This window comes from Marinomonas posidonica (genome assembly GCF_043643765.1).
Lineage (GTDB): Bacteria > Pseudomonadota > Gammaproteobacteria > Pseudomonadales > Marinomonadaceae > Marinomonas > Marinomonas posidonica_A.
This window is the reverse complement of record NZ_JBHZSP010000005.1, coordinates 154,348-171,085: the sequence shown is the minus strand read 5'-3', so window position 1 is coordinate 171,085 and position 16,738 is coordinate 154,348. Positions and strand designations below refer to the sequence as shown.

General features: G+C 44.5%; 12 protein-coding genes and 8 tRNA genes. 5 read left to right on the top strand and 15 right to left on the bottom strand.

The genetic code is table 11. The features are described 5' to 3' along the window. Window positions 1–174: 174 nt before the first annotated feature. The 9 genes from ACHUFM_RS07605 to ACHUFM_RS07565 all read right to left on the bottom strand — a co-directional run bounded on the left by ACHUFM_RS07605 (window position 175) and on the right by ACHUFM_RS07565 (window position 2,085). Window positions 175–250, bottom strand: a tRNA-Lys gene (locus tag ACHUFM_RS07605). Between the two features lie 26 nt (window positions 251–276). Further along, window positions 277–353, bottom strand: a tRNA-Pro gene (locus tag ACHUFM_RS07600). Window position 354: 1 nt separating this feature from the next. Continuing rightward, window positions 355–430: transfer RNA gene (locus ACHUFM_RS07595), tRNA-Asn, on the bottom strand. A 39-nt stretch (window positions 431–469) separates the two neighbouring features. Beyond that, window positions 470–545 (bottom strand) — tRNA-Lys (locus tag ACHUFM_RS07590). 14 nt (window positions 546–559) lie between these two features. Further along, window positions 560–635, bottom strand: a tRNA-His gene (locus ACHUFM_RS07585). Window positions 636–657: 22 nt separating this feature from the next. Then, window positions 658–734, bottom strand: a tRNA-Pro gene (locus ACHUFM_RS07580). Between the two features lies 1 nt (window position 735). Then, window positions 736–811: transfer RNA gene (locus tag ACHUFM_RS07575), tRNA-Asn, on the bottom strand. A 41-nt stretch (window positions 812–852) separates the two neighbouring features. After that, window positions 853–943: transfer RNA gene (locus ACHUFM_RS07570), tRNA-Ser, on the bottom strand. Between the two features lie 62 nt (window positions 944–1,005). Continuing rightward, on the bottom strand, window positions 1,006–2,085 hold the full coding sequence (locus tag ACHUFM_RS07565; protein ID WP_394181092.1) for a polysaccharide deacetylase family protein: 1,080 nt from the start codon (window positions 2,083–2,085) through the stop codon (window positions 1,006–1,008). Window positions 2,086–2,141: 56 nt separating this feature from the next. Between ACHUFM_RS07565 and ACHUFM_RS07560 the strand changes: the two genes are divergently transcribed. The 5 genes from ACHUFM_RS07560 to glsB all read left to right on the top strand — a co-directional run bounded on the left by ACHUFM_RS07560 (window position 2,142) and on the right by glsB (window position 6,415). Continuing rightward, on the top strand, window positions 2,142–2,306 hold the full coding sequence (locus ACHUFM_RS07560) for a hypothetical protein (RefSeq protein ID WP_394181090.1): 165 nt from the start codon (window positions 2,142–2,144) through the stop codon (window positions 2,304–2,306). Then, window positions 2,293–3,504, top strand: a complete 1,212-nt coding sequence (locus ACHUFM_RS07555; protein ID WP_394181088.1) for a glycine C-acetyltransferase — start codon at window positions 2,293–2,295, stop codon at window positions 3,502–3,504. The genes ACHUFM_RS07560 and ACHUFM_RS07555 overlap by 14 nt, the downstream gene beginning before the upstream one ends. After that, window positions 3,501–4,526: an L-threonine 3-dehydrogenase gene (gene tdh, locus ACHUFM_RS07550; protein WP_394181086.1), complete on the top strand. Its 1,026-nt coding sequence runs from the start codon at window positions 3,501–3,503 to the stop codon at window positions 4,524–4,526. The genes ACHUFM_RS07555 and tdh overlap by 4 nt, the downstream gene beginning before the upstream one ends. Window positions 4,527–4,597: 71 nt before the next feature. Next, entirely contained in the window at window positions 4,598–5,404 is an 807-nt protein-coding gene (nudC, locus tag ACHUFM_RS07545; protein WP_394181084.1) for an NAD(+) diphosphatase, read from the top strand. A 99-nt stretch (window positions 5,405–5,503) separates the two neighbouring features. Continuing rightward, window positions 5,504–6,415, top strand: a complete 912-nt coding sequence (gene glsB / locus ACHUFM_RS07540; protein WP_113875420.1) for a glutaminase B — start codon at window positions 5,504–5,506, stop codon at window positions 6,413–6,415. A 91-nt stretch (window positions 6,416–6,506) separates the two neighbouring features. Here the strand turns inward: glsB and ppnN are convergent, their stop codons facing one another. The 6 genes from ppnN to ACHUFM_RS07510 form a co-directional block, all read right to left on the bottom strand. Beyond that, entirely contained in the window at window positions 6,507–7,880 is a 1,374-nt protein-coding gene (ppnN, locus tag ACHUFM_RS07535) for a nucleotide 5'-monophosphate nucleosidase PpnN (protein ID WP_394181082.1), read from the bottom strand. A 124-nt stretch (window positions 7,881–8,004) separates the two neighbouring features. Then, window positions 8,005–9,231 carry an MFS transporter gene (locus tag ACHUFM_RS07530; RefSeq protein ID WP_394181079.1) on the bottom strand — a complete coding sequence of 409 codons (1,227 nt, stop codon included), beginning with the start codon at window positions 9,229–9,231 and terminating at the stop codon, window positions 8,005–8,007. A gap of 142 nt (window positions 9,232–9,373) precedes the next feature. Then, window positions 9,374–12,208: a M16 family metallopeptidase gene (locus ACHUFM_RS07525; RefSeq protein WP_394181078.1), complete on the bottom strand. Its 2,835-nt coding sequence runs from the start codon at window positions 12,206–12,208 to the stop codon at window positions 9,374–9,376. A gap of 82 nt (window positions 12,209–12,290) precedes the next feature. Further along, window positions 12,291–15,053, bottom strand: coding sequence for a TonB-dependent receptor (locus tag ACHUFM_RS07520; RefSeq protein ID WP_394181076.1), 2,763 nt, complete (start codon window positions 15,051–15,053; stop codon window positions 12,291–12,293). A 102-nt stretch (window positions 15,054–15,155) separates the two neighbouring features. Beyond that, window positions 15,156–16,148: a DUF4880 domain-containing protein gene (locus tag ACHUFM_RS07515; RefSeq protein WP_394181074.1), complete on the bottom strand. Its 993-nt coding sequence runs from the start codon at window positions 16,146–16,148 to the stop codon at window positions 15,156–15,158. Beyond that, entirely contained in the window at window positions 16,145–16,663 is a 519-nt protein-coding gene (locus tag ACHUFM_RS07510; protein WP_394181072.1) for a sigma-70 family RNA polymerase sigma factor, read from the bottom strand. The genes ACHUFM_RS07515 and ACHUFM_RS07510 overlap by 4 nt, the downstream gene beginning before the upstream one ends. Window positions 16,664–16,738: the final 75 nt, after the last annotated feature.

Below are 16,738 nucleotides of genomic sequence, written 5' to 3'. Positions count from 1 at the left end.
GGAAAGCTGGAAAGCTGGAAAGCTGGAAAGCTGGAAAGCTGGAAAGCTGGAAAGCTGGAAAGCTGGAAAGCTGGAAAGCTGGAAAATAAACCACACCCAACAACTTATCAAGAAAAATATAGATAATGCGAAATTAAGATGAGATAGGATTTAAAATAAAGAGAAGAAAAAGAATGGTGGGTCGTACTGGATTCGAACCAGTGACCAATTGATTAAAAGTCAACTGCTCTACCAACTGAGCTAACGACCCATTCTTAATGATATTCTGTATTCTGATGGTCGGAGTAGAGGGATTCGAACCCCCGACATCCTGCTCCCAAAGCAGGCGCGCTACCAGACTGCGCTATACTCCGATGGCTCCTCGAACTGGACTCGAACCAGTGACCCAATGATTAACAGTCATTTGCTCTACCAACTGAGCTATCGAGGAATTAATCAGATTAGTGCAGAATTTTGCATCAGAGATAGTTGGTGGGTCGTACTGGATTCGAACCAGTGACCAATTGATTAAAAGTCAACTGCTCTACCAACTGAGCTAACGACCCAACTATCATAGCAATGGGGTGGACGATGGGGCTCGAACCCACGACCGATGGAATCACAATCCATAGCTCTACCAACTGAGCTACGCCCACCATTACTAAATGGATGATAAAATGGTCGGAGTAGAGGGATTCGAACCCCCGACATCCTGCTCCCAAAGCAGGCGCGCTACCAGACTGCGCTATACTCCGATGGCTCCTCGAACTGGACTCGAACCAGTGACCCAATGATTAACAGTCATTTGCTCTACCAACTGAGCTATCGAGGAACTAATTTTATCTTTGCTACAACACACACCATCTTTAAAGATGGCGGAGGAGGAGAGATTCGAACTCTCGGTAGGCTACTAACCTACGCCGGTTTTCAAGACCGGTGCATTAAACCACTCTGCCACCCCTCCGTTGCGAGCGAGGTGTATATTACTGATTTGAAATTTCAGTGCAACATTTTTTTGAAAAAAATTTAACTTTTTTCGCTCACATAGTTTTGATCCGCCGCCGCACGAATCCAAACATTGGAATACCAATAGTAACTGCGCCCTGTTCTATCCGGCATAGTACAGTTAATACGACCTCGTCCTGTGCCAAATGCTTTCGGTGCTGTCGCCACTACTTCATGGTCTGAAGCCCATTCTAAAGCAGCTTTGCCCTGGCCAGAAACATAACAAGCCAAATCTTTGAAACGATATTTGCCTTCTTTAAAGGTCAAACGAATCGAAACAGGGTCCGCACCAGCAAAATCCCCTCCAGCTTCTACGTTCAATAGTGGCATAGGCTGTGAATTTAGCTTGGTCTTCAAGGTCGACAACTTAGCATAGGCACCAGACGCAGGAAAACGCGGTAAATTCTCAAAATCGGAATCCGCACTGACCACGCCTGATTGCTGACCAAATGCCATAATGCCCTTTTCAGCCATCATGTCACGAATTGTATGGTCAGACTCACCATATGGGTAAGCCAACATTTTAGGTGAATGACCTAGGTGCTCATTCAACAAGGCTTCGACAGTATCGACTTCGTTTTCCATGCGCTTTAGCCAAGCGACATCCGTTTCACCTTCCAGCTTACGCAACATGTAAGGATGGCTGATAGTATGATTGGCAAACACACCACCAAATTCTTCCATCTCTTTCATTTGTTGCCATGTCAAGAAGCTACGACTGTTACGCTCAACTGGTTCAGTATTAATGAAAACCGTGAAGGGAAAATGGCGCTCTTTTAAAATAGGAAAGCCCGCTTTGTAGATATTACGGTAGGCATCATCAAACGTAATGGCAACGGCTTTCTCTGGTAAAGGTTTATTGGCCTTTAAATCCTCTAATGCTGTTTTAAGGTCAATCACCTTAAATCCTGCCGTTTGAAGATAGTCCATATGCTCAGTGAATTGCTCAGGAGTCACTGAAGTGGATTTCGGTGACGTACTGCTCACATGGTGATACTGCAAAACAGGAATAAAATCCTGCGCTTGCGCCATCACACTCACTCCTAACGCACCAACCAGCAAACCACAACGCATCACTCCGTAGCGAAACTTTGACAACATGTCACTTCTTCCTCTTTGTTTAAAATTTGCCCCATTCTACGCGACCCATGGGCAACATGACCAGCACAGCAGAACGTCTAATGCGAGTAAACTGTTATGGTCGTTTTGCTATGCCACTGCATCTACTTTTATCGTCATTAGAACTCTACACTCAAATGATCTTCCCCTTATTACTTGCCCCTATTGGACGACACTCTGGAGTGCATTATGAAAAAAGCTGATTTTTACCAAAACCTCGCCATCCAACTAGAGCAATTAAAAGATCAAGGTTTATACAAACAAGAGCGCCCCATGATTACGCCACAGGCCAGCCAAATTACCACGGCAGACCAACAACCTATGATCAATCTATGCGCTAACAACTATTTAGGGCTAGCTAATGATTCTGACGTGACACAAGCGGCTCATCAGGCATTAGATGAGTTTGGCTATGGCATGGCTTCAGTACGCTTTATTTGCGGCACTCAAAGCATACATACAGAACTTGAACAAAGTATTAGCCAATTTTTAGGTATGGAAGACACCATCCTTTATTCTTCTTGTTTTGATGCCAATGGCGGTCTATTCGAAACCCTATTAAATCAAGACGACGCCATTATCAGTGATGCACTTAATCATGCCAGCATTATCGATGGAATTCGCCTCTGTAAAGCTCAGCGCTATCGCTATGCTAATAATGATATGGCAGAACTCGAAGCGGCTTTACAAGAGGCGAATAACAATGAGGCTAAAACCAAACTCATTGTCACCGATGGTGTATTCTCGATGGATGGCACCATTGCAGACCTAAAAAGTATCTGTGACCTCGCGGATACATATGATGCGCTGGTAATGGTAGACGACTCCCATGCCGTGGGCTTTCTTGGTGAGCATGGCCGTGGCAGTCACGAATACTGCGATGTGATGGGGCGTATTGATATCATTACAGGCACACTTGGAAAAGCCTTAGGTGGCGCGTCAGGAGGCTATACCAGTGCCTCTAAAGGTATTGTCGAATGGTTGCGCCAACGTTCTCGCCCTTACCTTTTTTCCAACGCTTTGGCGCCTGTGATTACCGCTACTAGCCTAAGCATTCTGACAAAACTAAAAGACAATAGCCAAGCACGACAACAATTAGAGGCCAACAGCCAATATTTCAGAACGGAAATGACGGCACTGGGCTTCGAACTAGTTGCAGGCGACCACCCCATCATTCCTGTCATGTTAGGTGACGCAAAGCTGGCACAAACCATGGCAAATGCGCTATACAAAGAAGGCATTTTCGTTACTGGCTTTGCGTTTCCTGTCGTGCCAATGGGCAAAGCCAGAATTCGAACGCAAATGTCAGCAGCACATACCAAGGAGCAACTCGATCAAGCCATTCATGCCTTCGCAAAAGTGGGTCGAGAAATGGGCATTATTAAAGGAGAAGTGCGATGAAAACATTAGCCAAACTGCATCCAGAGCAAGGCATCTGGTTAACCCATACGGACACACCCGAATGCGGTCACAATGATGTGATTATTAAAATTCGTAAGACGGCGATTTGCGGTACTGACATGCATATTTACCATTGGGATGAATGGTCACAAAAGACCATTCCCGTTCCCATGACAATAGGCCATGAATTTGTTGGTGAAATTGTTGAGGTTGGCCCTGAAGTGAGTGGTTTCAATATAGGGGATCGCGTGTCAGGAGAAGGCCACATCACCTGTGGTCATTGTCGTAACTGTCGCGCAGGTCGTCGTCATCTATGCCGTAAAACCCTCGGTGTCGGGGTTAATCGCACTGGGGCGTTTGCAGAATATCTGGCCATTCCAGCCAGTAACGCGTTTAAAATTCCAGATAACATCAGTGATGATTTGGCGGCCATTTTTGATCCTTTTGGTAATGCCGTTCACACGACTTTATCTTTTGACTTAATTGGTGAAGACGTCCTTATTACCGGTGCAGGCCCCATTGGTGCAATGGCTGCTGCTATTGCTAAGCATGTGGGTGCACGCAATGTAGTGATTACAGACGTCAACGACTTCCGTTTAGACTTAGCCAAAAAACTGGGGGCCACTCGCGCGGTCAATGTGACAAACGAATCACTTACCGGCGTCATGGCAGACTTGGGCATGAGTGAAGGCTTTGATGTGGGTCTGGAAATGTCTGGTAACGATCAAGCGTTTCGCTCTATGCTAGAAAACATGAATCATGGCGGCAAAGTGGCCATGCTCGGCATTCCGGGCAACAACACCTTGATTGACTGGAACCAAGTCATTTTTAAAGGCCTAGTCATCAAAGGCATTTATGGTCGTGAAATGTTTGAAACCTGGTACAAAATGGTAGCCATGCTGCAATCTGGTTTAGACATCAGCCCTATTATCACCCATCAATTTTCAGTCGATGAGTTTCAAAAGGGCTTTGATACCATGGGATCTGGTCAGTCAGGCAAAGTCATCCTAGATTGGCGCTAGGTGATTAAAACTTGCGTCAATAACTTGATCGCGTTAGCGTAATTCTTTTCGACGCAAAACTGAGCGGTAACATGTTAGAAATTGGCACTCAAGCGCATCCGCGTCCACACCAAGATGCGCTCTATATTCTGTTACATCGTCAACAAGTACTGGTCGAAGCTGACCAGCAGTTTTTAATTCCCTTTGACCATTTTCAACCTGACGCGAATATGGGGGCTGTCTACTGTGGTCAATGGCACGGTCAAGACGTGTTTGTTTGCCGTTTTGATACTGTACCAAAAGGCTTTACGGAAATAGGTTTGCGCGAACTCTTGTTCCAGCAGGATCAAGAACACTACATCTTACTCAGTCGCGCTCATCAATTGTCCACCTGGGACAGAGATCATCAGTTTTGTGGTCGCTGTGGTACGAACTTGCAAGAAAAGCACCACAAAGAACATACGAAAATTTGCCCAAAATGCCATCTAAGACATTATCCACGCATTTCGCCTTGCATCATCGTCTCCATTCGATATGACAACCGCATTCTACTCGCTCGTGGTCCACAGGCCCCGAAGGACCGCTACAGTAACATTGCCGGGTTTGTGGAAGCAGGCGAAACTTTAGAGCAGGCTGTCGCCCGAGAAGTGAAAGAAGAAGTGGGCATTGAGATCAACAACATTCGCTACATCAGCAGCCAACCTTGGTCATTTCCCCATCAATTGATGGCGGGTTTTTTCGCGGATTACCAGTCTGGCGAGTTAACACCTGCGCCAGGGGAAATCGAAGAAGCAGACTGGTGGCACATAGACGATTTACCCATGATACCAAACGCTGCCACTATCTCTGGTCAACTGATATTACAACATGTTAACTGGATCAAAACGCGACAGGATTAAAGCGCCGGTTAGCACTGGTATTCCAGTGCTAACCCTCTATACTAGCCTTCCTTTTTAGTCGTATGTTTACCCCCTATTAATAATAAGATTGAGAAAAACGTGGAAGCCTTACTTCAATCCATTGAAAAGAAAGTTCGCCCTTTAATTGGCCAAGGTAACGTGGCTGATTATATCCCTGCCCTAGCAGAAGTTGACCCTAATCAATTTGGTATCGCCATTTACAGTAACGATGGCACCTTGTATCAAGCCGGACAAGCGGACACTGAATTTTCCATACAAAGTATTTCCAAAGTGTTCAGCCTCACACTGGCCATTAAGCACTATGGTGAAAGCATGTGGCAGCGAGTCGGTCGAGAACCATCAGGAAACCCTTTTAACTCTCTAGTACAACTGGAATATGAAGCTGGCGTACCAAGAAACCCCTTCATCAATGCAGGGGCATTAGTCGTCAGTGATATGAACCAATCACGTTTCGCGTCCCCCCATTACGCCATGCGCGAATTCATCCGTCGTTTGGCTGATAACCCTCACATACAATCAGACAAAGTGGTGTCTGATTCCGAATATGAATTTCGTGCTCGCAATGCGTCCATGGCCTATTTAATGAAAGCCTTTGGCAATTTTGATAATGATGTAGAAGACGTACTGCACAGCTACTTTGATAACTGTGCTGTGCGCATGAATTGCATCGATCTCGCCAAAGCCTTCAGTTTTTTAGCGAACAAAGGGTTTTCACAACATTCCAATGAGCAAATTCTAAGTCCGAGAGAAACCACTCAGATCAATGGCTTATTGGCCACCAGTGGTTTATACGACGAAGCGGGTAACTTTGCCTATCGCGTTGGTTTACCTGGAAAAAGTGGCGTTGGCGGGGGCATCATCGCCATTGTGCCAAATCAGTTTTCTGTGTGCGTCTGGTCCCCTGAACTAAACAAGTCAGGTAACTCTCTTGCCGGCATGGCAGCCCTAGAAGCGCTATCCGAAAGCATTGGCTGGTCAGTATTCGGCTAATATTATTAGCTTAATCAAGCACCAAGCATCAAAAAAGGCACTCAACTAGGTTGAGCGCCTTTTTGTTTATTACCTGGCTAGATACAAATAACTAATCAGTGATCACTTTATAACAAGGCACATAAGCCGTACCGGGTAATTTCATGCGCTGTTGATCAACAAAGGCTTGTAACAGCACATCCAATTTGGCCAACAAGGCTTTATCGCCATGAATTTCAAACGGGCCAAACTCTTTAATGTGCGCCACACCTTGCGCTTTCACATTACCCGCCACAATAGACGAAAACGCGCGACGTAGATCGGCAGCAAGCAAATGCACTTCTTGTCCAAAGTGCAGATTTAAGCTGCGGACATTGTCATGAGTGGGTTCAAAAGGATGCTGAAACTCTTCCGGAATGTGTAATTTCCAGTTGTAGTAAAACGCATCTTGATGAGCTTTACGATAAGCACGCACCTCTTCCATTCCCTGTTTCATGATACGCGCAACAGCCACGTCATCATCAATGACAATTTGGTATTTGTTTTGCGCCTCTTCCCCTAGCACATCCCCAATAAAAGCGTGAATTTGTTCAAAATAATCCGCACTTTCTTTTGGTCCAGTGAATACCAATGGAAAAGGAATATTGGCATTATTAGGGTGCAATAAAATTCCCAAAATATAGAGAATTTCTTCCGCAGTGCCAGCGCCACCGGGGAAGACAACAATACCGTGTCCAGCTCGCACGAAGGCCTCAAGACGTTTTTCAATGTCCGGCATAATCACCAATTGATTGACGATTGGATTGGGCGATTCAGCGGCAATAATACCTGGCTCAGTTAACCCCAAATACACGCCATCTTTAATGCGTTGCTTAGCATGTGCAATCGCTGCGCCTTTCATCGGCCCTTTCATTGCGCCAGGCCCACAGCCAGTACAAATATTGAGATCCCGCAGCCCCAATTCATGACCAACACGCTTAGTGTAATCATACTCATGACGGGCAATAGAGTGGCCGCCCCAACACACAATCAAATCTGGGTTCTGAATACGACGAAACACATCAGCATTACGCAACAACTCAAACACCACATTGGTCAATTTGACGGAACTAGCGTGTTTAAGACCATCTTCTAAATCGTACTCGTGATGCGTGAAAATAATATCGCGTAACACGCTAAATAACATTTCACGCACACTGCTAATCATCTTGCCGTCAACAAAAGCGCTACCTGGTGCATTTTTCAGATGTAACTTTACACCTCGCTCTTGCTGAATAATTTGGATATCAAAGTCACGATATTCATCCATAATCGCCTGCGGATCGTCCGAATCACTACCACAGTTCAAAATGGCCAAAGCACAACGATGGAATAAATCATGAAGTGGCCCTGATTCCTCAGACAAACGCGCCATTTCATCTTGTGACAACATTTCCAAAGCGCCTTTTGGCGCCACTAACGCATCTACGCGATCTTCATACTGCATGATCGCCCTCCTCTTTTTTGTCTTACTTTTCATCTGTTTGATCATCTCTTTATATTGGTCGTGATGAACCGCTTTATCAAGCAGACTCAACAAAGTTAACAAAATATCCCTAATTAAAGATCAATTAGTTAGTCGCCATTTGAGTTCGTAAGCGCTCAACAGGGCGCTCATCAATCACAATGTGAATCAAGGCCGTAACCAGAGCAATGATGCAAGCGGCCCACCAAACAACATCATAAGATCCTGTGTGATCGTATAAGTAACCACCTAACCAAACACCACTGAATGAGCCAAGTTGATGACCAAGGAAAACAATACCGTACAACATGCCCATGTATCGCAAACCAAACATTTGCGCGACCAAACCCGAGGTCGGTGGTACGGTGGCCAACCAAAGCAACCCAGTCACAATCGAGAACAGATACACAGACCAATCCGTCATTGGAAACACCATAAAGAGCGCGATGGCGACGGCGCGTAACGCATAGATAATAGTGAGTAACTTTTTCTTCGAATAGATGCCTGCCCAACTGCCCGATAACAAACAACCAAAGATATTAAACAAGCCAATTAGTGACAAACTGGCAACCGCCACTTCGGATGAAAAGCCTTCATCGGACAAGAAAGCTGGCATATGGACGGTAATAAAGGCCAACTGAAAACCGCACACAAAAAAGCCCACCACCAGCAACCAATAATGGGAATATACACCCGCTTCTTTTAATGCTTGCGTCATAGTCTGCGTATTTTCGGAGCTCTCGGTCTGAGTCAGTTTGACTTGTTTCTCATTGCGAAACGGGCTCGACAACAACACCATCATCAAAGCGCCACCCGCTAGCAAAAGCAACGCGGTACTCCAGCCATAAGCTGAAATAAAACCCTGTGCCACAGGGATGACCAAAAGCTGTCCAGCCGATCCCGCAGCACTGCCTAATCCCAATGCAAAAGAACGTTTTTCAGGAGACACCATTCTCGCCATAGCTGGCAAAACAACCCCAAAGCCTGTGGCGGCAATGCCCATTCCCATCAAGACCCCGGCGCCAAGATTAAGGCCAAAAATAGTACTGGCTTCCGCAGTAACATAAAGGCCTAAGGCATATAAAGCCGCACCAATAAATAAGGTTTTCAAGGTACCAAAGCGATCAGAAAAAGCCCCAGCTAAAGGCTGAAATAATCCCCAACACAAGTTCTGCAATGCCAAAGCAAAAGCAAACACTTCACGACCATAACCAAACTCTTGAGAAATAGGCGCCATAAAGAAGCCCATGGACGAACGTAGACCAAAGTTTAATGCCAATAAAATACACACCAAGGCAATGGCTAAACTGAATAATCGAACGGGTTGTGACATGCTAATCCCCTGCATCGTCCATAGATAGGCTCCAAATCATAGAGCTAAGCGCAGATCAAGAGCAAGCCAAAAGAAAAAAAGGCCCAGTGACAATCACTGAGCCTTTCGCCTACAAAGAGCATTTAATATTTAACGACCATGGTCATTCTGATGACTTGGGTCGCAAGTAAGCCAAGACCTTATTATCAAACTGCAGTGAGTGCACCAACTTTTGAAAGTCATCCAGTGTCAAAGAACCAGCCAATTGAGACATGTCGTTTAAATAACGGGCATCGTCAAACTTAACAAAACTCAATTCCAGTCTATGCACTAAGGTTGAATAGAAAGAATTTTTTAAACGGTTATTTTCCACATCAGCAAAAGCGGCCTGAGTTTCCGCCACCCACTGAGGTGTAATAAGCGCTGGCAAATCCGCCAAGACTTGTTCTGTCTGCGCCGCCAAAGCATCGACTCGCTGCGGATCACTAGAAAATTGAACCGAAAGTTCTGCGCGATTTGATTCTCGATTTAGCTCCAATCCCACTCGTACACTATAAACGCCTTGTACCTTATCGCGAAGTTGTCGTTTCAACATCTCTTCCAAACGTTCACCGAGATAGATAAGCTGCAAAGCCAACTGCGGCGACCAGGTCATATCTTGATAAGCATACAGGCGGAACTCCGCTTTTGGCGTTTCACTAATGGACAAATCCAATCTTCTATCACCGGCTTTTTGCAGCACAGGCTGAGTGCGTCGTTGATGAGTAGAAACCTTTGTCGCCGCACGTGGAATGCTCGCTAAATGCTTGGCAACGGACTGGAGAAGCACCTGCTCCTCTAAACTAGAAACAATGAAATATCTCACCGGTTGCGCAATTTGTTGTTCACGAACTTGGGTCAACTTATCAAAACTAAGCTGCTCAAGACCCGCTACACTGGGCACTAATTCTTGCTCATCACCAAAACGCGTTTTGGCAACGGACCTTGCAAAAGCCTCACTCACTCTCACCACATCCACTTTGGCATTGCGCAACAACTCATCCATTATGTCCTGATACACTGGCAGGTTAATGTTTGGCAGGCTTTGTGACTGATGATAATAAGCTAATAAAGTATCGAAATTTTCATCTTCTATGTTGCCTCGGTAAAAAACACTTTGCGCTTTCTGCTTAATAGACAAGTTAACTTTATGCGCCTTTCGCCATTTTGCTAATTCTTCTTCTGTCCAGCCATAAACACCAGTCGCTTCTGAGAGCTGTAATGCAATTTGCTCCGCCCAATGATTACCCTCTAACACCTGATAACCCGCTTTAGAGTAAGCAGAGAAATAACTGATAGACTCTTCAGCAGGCTGATAAACATCTGCATAACGCTCCGCCAAAACCGTCGGATCCAATAAGGTTAATCCATCACCATTTGATAAATGCCACTCAGACAAACCTAATTTCGTATCACGAGACAACAAACGATACTCCCCACGAAAATCACTTTTCGGCAGTACTTTATCTACTACTTGTACGGCTTTTTGCAAGGAATTGTGGGTGGCTTGCAAAGCGTTTGAAAATAGTTTTTCTACTGCTTCAGCGTTGCCAAGCTCTACTTTCTTTCCGCCAACAGCTTGGCTGTAGAGAATGCGATCCGCGGAACTCAACCAGTCTCGCATTCGCTGATTAACATCATCTAAATGAATCGTTGGCAATACTTCAAGCACTTGATTATTAGACATCTCGGGGTCCGCTAAGACTTTATCAGTGGCAACCGCATCTAACATTTTCATGCCCCATAAACTGCCTCGTTGTTGCGCCGCCTGCTTATTCGTTTCAACCGTATCCATAACGTTTTGTCGTACAGCATCGAAATCAGTTTGGTAAAATCCTTGCTGTTGAATGGCCGCCAGTTCTGACGCCAACACAGACAAGCCGAGTGCATGAAAACCCGTATCCACATTCACAGAAAAGCCTAGAATATCCACATTTGGAGACACACTGCCTTTGGTACTTGAAAACGTTCTCACCTGATCGCCTAGCGTGCTGTTTTGACGACGCACTTGTTGCGTTAGTAGACGACGGGCCATGTAATCGATCAAACTATTACGTCGCCCTTGTTGTGAATTATCATAATAATTGGCATAACGCAGTAGATAGGCCACGCGATTAATTTTGCCCGCCGCATCCGTTAATTGACCGATTTTTAGCGCATCATCTAGTTGTGGATCTTTTTCATGACGCGGCGGTAATGGTTTATTTTCAACTTGACCAAACAATTGCTGTATTTGCTTAGCAAGATGTTCAGGATTACTTGGCGTATAAAGGATTAACGCCATGTTATTGGGCTGATACCAATCCTGATAGAAAGCTTGAAGTCTCCCCACTGGCGTATTTTTAATGGATTCTTGAGTACCAATAACAGGACGCTCAGGATACAAAGACCCCACCCGCAATAACGATTTTTTCTCTTCATTAATGCGCGTTCTGGGTGACAACTTTTTACGCCACTCTTCTTCTATTACCAAACGTTCTTTACTTAAAGATTCATCCTTAATCTGCGCATAAAACGCCATTTGTTGATATATTTTCAGCATAGCGGATAAGCTTTTGTCATCCGTCTTTTTTAGATTCATCATATAGCGTGTATTTTCGCTGTTGGTCATCGCATTAAAGCCCCGACCTTGCTTAAGACCAAGTTTAGTTAATGCACTTCTCACGCTCTGCGGGTAATCATCACTTTCGTGGAACACCATGTGCTCAACCATATGTGCCACGCCCAGTTGATCCTGCTCTTCATCCATGGCACCCGCTTTGACGAATAAGGTCGCCATGGTCAACTGCTCTGGGTAGTCACTCTCTTGTCGTGAGTCAAAAATATAATACTGAAAACCATTGTCCAAAGTGCCACGAACAATCCGTTTATCCCAAGACAGCTCCCCCACTTCATTAGCCAACACTGGCTGAACGAGCAAACAAAACAAGACACTCAAAACTCGCTTATAAAACATCATTCACATCCAAAAAAACGAGAAAAGTAGTGACCAAATTGCGTCACTACTGATAAAAGAGATTCAATCCAACCATTAGCATCAATTAGAAACGCATTCCCACTTCGATTGTGCTTGAGCGCCCCTGAGTGTAAGAATAAGTATTGGAGTTCGTAGAAGTATCAATGTAGTCATCAAAGACATTATTGATCTTTAATTTTAGGTAACCATCCACATCATTGAACAGCTCTGGTCGCCACTCAAACGTGGTGTCTAAGGTAACCAATTGATCAAAGTCTAGATCATCGTATATGTCATATGTGCCAGTACTGTCTGTGTAATCCTCGTTCGTGTCTTTCGCTATCGTACCGCCAGCTTTCACATTAATGCGGTTTGACCAAGTCAGGTTCCATTTAGGAATAAACGTCTCAGTAGAAAACTTAACAGTAAAAGGAATATTAAAATCCGTTTTTGGCAATTGAGTTTCGTAGATCACTTGACCGTGGTAGTAGATAGAGTCAGAAGAAATCTCCTCTTCGTATGACACATCACTCAACACGTTGGTTTCGCTTTCTTGATAACTGATGGAAAAAACACCGTAAGTTTGTGTGCCCGCGACTTCAAAAGGTTTCAGTGTTTCAAAACTTAATGAAAGGGTCTCCGTCAAACTCTCTCCTTTATTTGTGTAGTAGTCACCGTTATCGTTTTCAACACGCGTCACCAAGTCTTGAGAATCTCGACTTACCCACTTGAGGGTGGCATTAACATTGCCCAGTTTTTGCGACACTCCCAACACCAATTCATCCGAATAAGGCGTGTCTAAGTCATACTGGTAGAAAGAATCATCGGAATAATTCGTCACACGATTTAAACTACCATCGGAATTGTATCGATACACGGTACGCCATGAGCGTAACTGACTGTTCACCTCGTAACGGAAGAAATCACGGCCATAGTATCGATTGGCGCCAGTAATCAAATAGGTTTGCTGGTTACTGAAAATATCCCAAGTGGCACTAGCGCGGGGAGAAATATCCAAGTTTTCAAGCGAAGTATTGTAGTCGGCTCTCAACCCCAAGTAGTAAGTCCAATCTTTGTGTTTGATGGAGTCCTCAACAAAAGCACCGTAAGCCAAATAGCTTTTTTCTAATTTGTTTGCTGCGATTTCACTTTGAACTAACAGATATTCATCATCGTAATCCACCACACCATCAGAGTTTGCATCGGCACAAAACTTATTAACAGTGCTAATGCACTTATAAGTTTGACTAATAATGTCGTCTTCTACTTCATAAAACTGCTTAATATGTTTTAGCTCTCCACCCAGGTGAAAAGAGTGCTGAAAATCCCCAACAACAAAGGCATTTTGTAACCAGTCCAATGTCAGTGCTGCGGTATTCTGTTGCTGATTCACATCACCAAAACCACCGGAATAAGGCCAGTCACCATTGGCTGCATCCGCTGGGTGGTTGATATAAATCGAGTCATCGGATGCTAAGGTATCTTGCGCCTGGTTATAACTCAAACGGCTAGTCAACAAGCCTTTTTGCGCTTGATAAACCGTATCAAAGGCGATACCTGTCGCTTTGTGGGATTTTACAAAAGCCGACTCATATGAACTACTGGTGAGGCCATCGTGATAACGATTCGAATAAAGGACTGACGCACCAAGGTTTAAATCTGAGGTGGCTTTAAAATCAATGCGCGTTGCGAGATTATCCACAGTATCGTCGTATTCAATTCCCTGACGCCCTAAATCAAGGTTTGATGTCTTCCTCTGATAACTCTGAGCAAAACGAGAGGTTCCGCGTGAAAAGCTATAGGTCATGCCAGCTTTCTCTCCCAACCTTTGAGCACCTGAGAGGGTATAACGCTGCTTTAGATAATCTGGCGTGTACTCACCCGCTATAGAGTCCCCTTCCTCCATTTTTTCTTCCAATGACTCATCAGCGTGCATTTCATCCCATTCATCGCGTGAAATCTGATACCTCCAAGAAAAATAATCTTCACCATCATAACGTTTGATTTCCGAGCTAATCACACCGCCAAGAAAGCCCCCAAACGCCGCCGGCACGTTGGAATCATAAATGGTCACCGATTCCAAAATTGCTGGATCCACATAGAAGCTCTGTGATGAGCTGCCAGACAACATTTTGAGGCTGGCTGGATTAATTGGGTTAGTATATTTGTCCTCTGAATCCCCAGGACTCAAATCATTGTTGGCCGACATGCCATCGATAATATAAGCATTCTGGTAATGGGCTTGGCCATGAATAGAAACTTCATCAGGGCGCATGCTGGCACTACTGGCAGAGTTACTGGAAGATAAACTGAAACGTGCAGCCGCATTACCTTTCAGCAAGTCAGTTAAGTTGGTACTCTCCCCTGCCATACTCTCTATCTCAGAAGAGCGAATGGTTTTCTCACCAATCTTGGTCGTATCTTTGGTGTCGTTAATTAATATGGGAGAGAGTTCAATGCCCTCTGAGGTTTCCGTTACGCTGTTCACATCAACCAAAACAAGGCTGTTACCCGTGCCTTCTTGATAAGATAACCCAGTACCTGACAATAAAAGATCTAACGCTTGTCTGCGCGAGTATTGCCCTTCTAAACCCTTTGTTCGTTTGCCGCGGGTTAATTGAGCATTCCCACCAATAAACCAACCGGATGTTACTGCGAATTGGTTTAACGCTTTCTCTAACGAACCTTCTGCAATACGATAAAATTTATGCTCATTGATAACAGATGCCGCAAGCGCACTATCTGGCACAATAAAAGAAAAGCTTCCCGTTACCAAGCCTATGCTCAAAGCAAGTAACGTGGGGGTTGTTCGCTGCTTGACACAACGAAAAGAATGGCAGGTTAACATGTGATACTCCGATAATAGTAATACTTCTTATTTCTATTACCGAACACAGTTACGAAAAAGGGACATAAGAAAGGTTAACTTTTTAAAGCATTGCTGAAAGTCTTATGCGGCTGAAATATTAATCCACCAAGGCATGATTTTTTCGACCTTAATAGGAAATGCCGTTTCTAACATTGCCCAAACGGTATCAATATCTTGGGTTGGATAGGTTCCAACCACGCGCCAGCTTGCTAAGCTTGGATCGAGATTAATATGACCATACTGATAACGACCAATCTCATTAATAAAATCTCTTAAAGACATGTCATCAACAATTAATTGACCACGAGTCCAAGACTCATACATAGCCAATACTGGCTGAGGTTGCATCGAAGCATTTTTATGTAAATACACCTCTTCTCCAGCATTAATCAGCCTAGACTGTTTCGAGTGCAAAGAAGAAAAAGACAGTTGTCCATAATAGACAGCCAGTACAGCCTGTTGATCAGATAAATGGCGCAAACAAAAACGAGCTTTTGGGGACGTCAGTTTTATTACAGCATGAGGGCAACTCACTAAAAAAGGCCGTTCATCATGAGCTTCATTTAAATCGAAAAATGCCTCCCCTGAAATCAAAGACATGGCTCGCATTTTCTCATTTGACTGATCATTTAAGCCTGTATATGTGTTCAGCCAGACGTCAGAACCATCTGCTAGCGTGAAACGCTTCACCTCACCAATCGAGGTATGAAAATCGGCCTTCCAAACCGCCACCATACTGGACAAGCTGACTTTCTCCCAACCAATCCAACCAAGGCCTAACGCCGCCGTGATGCCGAATAAGCCTTTAGTAAATTGTCGACGTGACACTTGTCTGGCATGACTCTGGTCGAGAACCTGCTTAACGGGAGTGTTAAGCCCCTGTTGTTGAAAGGAGTCAAACATGGCGCCGACTGATTCAACTTTTGACCAAGCACGCTGATGCTCAATATCAGCCTCTAACCATTTTAGCCAAGCTTGTTTATCTTGTTCCGATGCCGCTTCATCCGACAATATGGCAAACCACTCAGATGCCGCTTCTAACTGTTTGAATTGATTCGATTTTGAATTAATCATGGGGAAAGTTCCGACTGCAACATCACACACTGAAGCATCGCTTGAGCCATATAACGTTTTACCATTCGCTCAGAAACAGACAAATGATCAGCGATTTCTCGATACGTTAAACCGTGTAATTGCGATAAAATGAGCGTGTTTGCTACCTTCATTGGCATTTTTGCAATCAAGGCATCAAGCTGGCACAAAACCTCGATCATCTCTGCGGAATGCTCAGCTGACGGTTGAAAATCTTCTTCTAAGTGTGCTAACGACTCTAGCCAAGCCTGCTCAATTTGTTTACGGCGCCAGTGATCAATAAACAAGCCTCGAGCAATGGTGGCAAGCAAGCCTTTTGCTTCCAAACCATTCCATGAGGTATTTGATTTTTTCAGCAGGCGCACAAAAGTGTCTTGAGTTAAGTCTGCCGCCAACTCATTGCAACCCAGTTTTTTACGAATCCATCCTTTTAACCATTGATGATGCTCAATATACATGTCTCCAACCCTTTGAGCATTTTCTTGTTCAGGACTCATCGCTTGGGAGCACCTCGCCTTATATCACTGTATGAAGAGCGAGCAAAATAACAAAAATGAGAATCAATATCAATT